Below are 2,547 nucleotides of genomic sequence, written 5' to 3'. Positions count from 1 at the left end.
ATATAAGCCATACCCAGCTTATTTAGATATTCATTACGATCAGCTTTCATTAGGTTTATATCTAACGCGCCCGCCTCATTATCTTGATAAAGTGCAGCCAAAAACGCCATATAATGCTCTCCCTCCTTTACCATCAAAAGACTTGCAGCGCCAACATCCGGCCTAACTTTAGAAAGCAGATCACCTGGCAGCTTAACTTCGTAAACAACTGGCGACTCATCACCCTCGACTCGCACACTACGACTTCTAACCGCCTGCTGAGCCCAATAAAACGCAAGCTCCTTACTCTGTGTTAGGAATACCGGATCATGTGTCTCGGTGTAGTTATTACCAATCGTTGCCATAGTCTTCTTAGCAGCCTGATTCATAACCTTATCACCCGAACGCTTAAGCCCCGCACCATTAATAGAGGTAACCAGCGCAGACGAAGTACCGTGGTACCACACATCGCCGCTCGCGAAGCCATCTTTGCCGAGAAGGTCTTTAGCATCTTGCAGATAGGAAGGAGTGTCAATCATGATAAGTTGCCCTTTTTATAGGGTGCGCGGTGCGCACCAAAATACGTAGTGATGCGCATTGCGCACCCTATAAACTATAGTCTAAAGATTAAAAGGGGTTAGACNCACTGACTCTGCCCTCTTTTAATCTCCACAAAAAAGGCGACTCTAGAGTCGCCTTTTTCTAAACACATTAAGCATCTTTCAATAATACATTATCAAAAAAGCTTAACTAGCCAGTCTCAGATTAAGAGAACTGGTTAGAAGTGTTCTTAGCACCGCCTGCCTTAAGAGCACGCTCACCAGCAAAGTACTCTTTGTGGTCGTCACCGATGTCAGAACCTGACATGTTTTGGTGCTTAACACATGCAATGCCTTGACGGATCTCTTTACGCTGAACGCCAGCAACGTAACCCAACATACCCATATCACCAAAGTAGTTCTGAGCCAAGTTATCAACAGACAATGCAGTCGTGTGATAAGTTGGTAGAGTAATCAAGTGGTGGAATACGTTCGCTTCACGAGCAGTATCCGCTTGGAATGTACGAGTACGTTCGTCAGCAACTGCAGACAACTCAGACTCATCGTATTCAGCAGACATCAGGTTGTTACGATCGTATGCAGATACGTCTTTACCTTCTTCTACCCATGTATCATAAGTTTGCTGACGGAAGTTCAAGGTCCAGTTGAAAGATGGAGAGTTGTTATAAACAAGCTTCGCATCTGGGTGTACTTTACGTACGTCGTCCATCATGCCTTTGATCTCGTGTACAGTTGGTACTGCAGTTTCGATCCAAAGCAAGTCAGCACCAGCATTAAGCGCACCGATACAATCGAATACACAACGCTCATGACCAGTACCTGAACGGAACTGGTATAGGCCAGAAGGAAGACGTTTAGGACGAACAAGCTTGCCGTCACGGCTGATTAGCACATCACCAGGAGCTGTTTCTTCTGGAGTAACTTCTTCAACATCTAGGTAAGAGTTGTAGATATCACCAGAATCGCCCGGCTCGTTAACTACTGCGATTTCTTTAGTAAGACCAGCACCTTCAGAGTCAGTACGTGCAACGATGATACCGTTGTCAATACCTAGCTCAAGGAAAGCGTGACGCAATGCACGGATCTTAGCGTGGAAGTCAGCGTGAGGAACAGTTACTTTACCATCCTGGTGACCACATTGCTTTTCATCAGCAACTTGGTTTTCGATCTGTAGTGCACAAGCACCCGCTTCGATCATCTGCTTAGCCATTAGGTAAGTCGCTTCAGCGTTACCAAAACCAGCATCGATATCAGCAATAATTGGCACAACGTGAGTTACGTGGTTGTCAATTTGATCTTGGATTTCAGCAGCTTTTGCTGAATCGCCAGCTTCGTTAGCAGCGTCTAGAGCACGGAAAAGACCGCCTAGTTCACGCGCATCAGCTTGACGCAGGAATGTGTATAGCTCTTCAACCAACGATGCAACAGCAGTTTTTTCGTGCATTGATTGGTCAGGAAGTGGACCGAAGTCTGAACGTAGTGCAGCAACCATCCAACCAGAAAGGTACAAGTAACGACGGTCAGTCTTGCCACCGAAGTGCTTCTTGATAGAGATCATCTTCTGTTGGCCGACAAAACCGTGCCAGCAACCTAGAGACTGCGTGTACTTAGTTTTATCTTTATCAAATTCAGCCATGTCAGCGTTCATGATATCAGCAGTGTATTGCGCGATATCAAGACCAGTCTTGAATTTGTTTTGAGCGCGCATGCGTGCAATTGACTCAGGGTTGATTGCAGCCCAGCTATCACCTTTTGCTTCTACAACAGATGCTACTGCTTTGATCTCGTCTTGGTATTGTGACATTTTACGTATCCCTTATGTTTAGGAATGAAACCCCCTTCCTTTATATGCGACAACTCAACTGCAAATAACTTAGAAAGAAGCGTGATTTGAATTTCGAGCAGAATTCTAATTAAATGACAGGAATAAATGAAATATATAGTTTATATATCCGGTATACATGAAACTTATAAACCCAAGCATACCGCATTGATAAATAGTTTTTAA

The 2,547-nt window shown here is 44.6% G+C and carries 2 protein-coding genes; both read right to left on the bottom strand.

Annotated elements, in window-relative coordinates:
- Positions 1–518, bottom strand: a 518-nt coding sequence (locus tag A3761_RS11905) for a hypothetical protein (RefSeq protein WP_068750255.1), incomplete at its 3' end; no start/stop codon positions are given.
- Positions 519–744: 226 nt separating this feature from the next.
- Positions 745–2,343 (bottom strand): isocitrate lyase, encoded by a 1,599-nt coding sequence (locus A3761_RS11900; protein ID WP_068508026.1) that lies wholly within the window; start codon positions 2,341–2,343, stop codon positions 745–747.
- Positions 2,344–2,547: the final 204 nt, after the last annotated feature.

Source organism: Oleiphilus sp. HI0123 (genome assembly GCF_001635315.1).
This window is presented reverse-complemented; position numbering and strand designations above follow the sequence as displayed.

Excerpts from the sequence above, each read along its gene's own strand:
- A3761_RS11900 (WP_068508026.1), bottom strand. The coding sequence starts at position 2,343 with ATGTCACAATACCAAGACGAGATCAAAGCAGTAGCATCTGTTGTAGAA.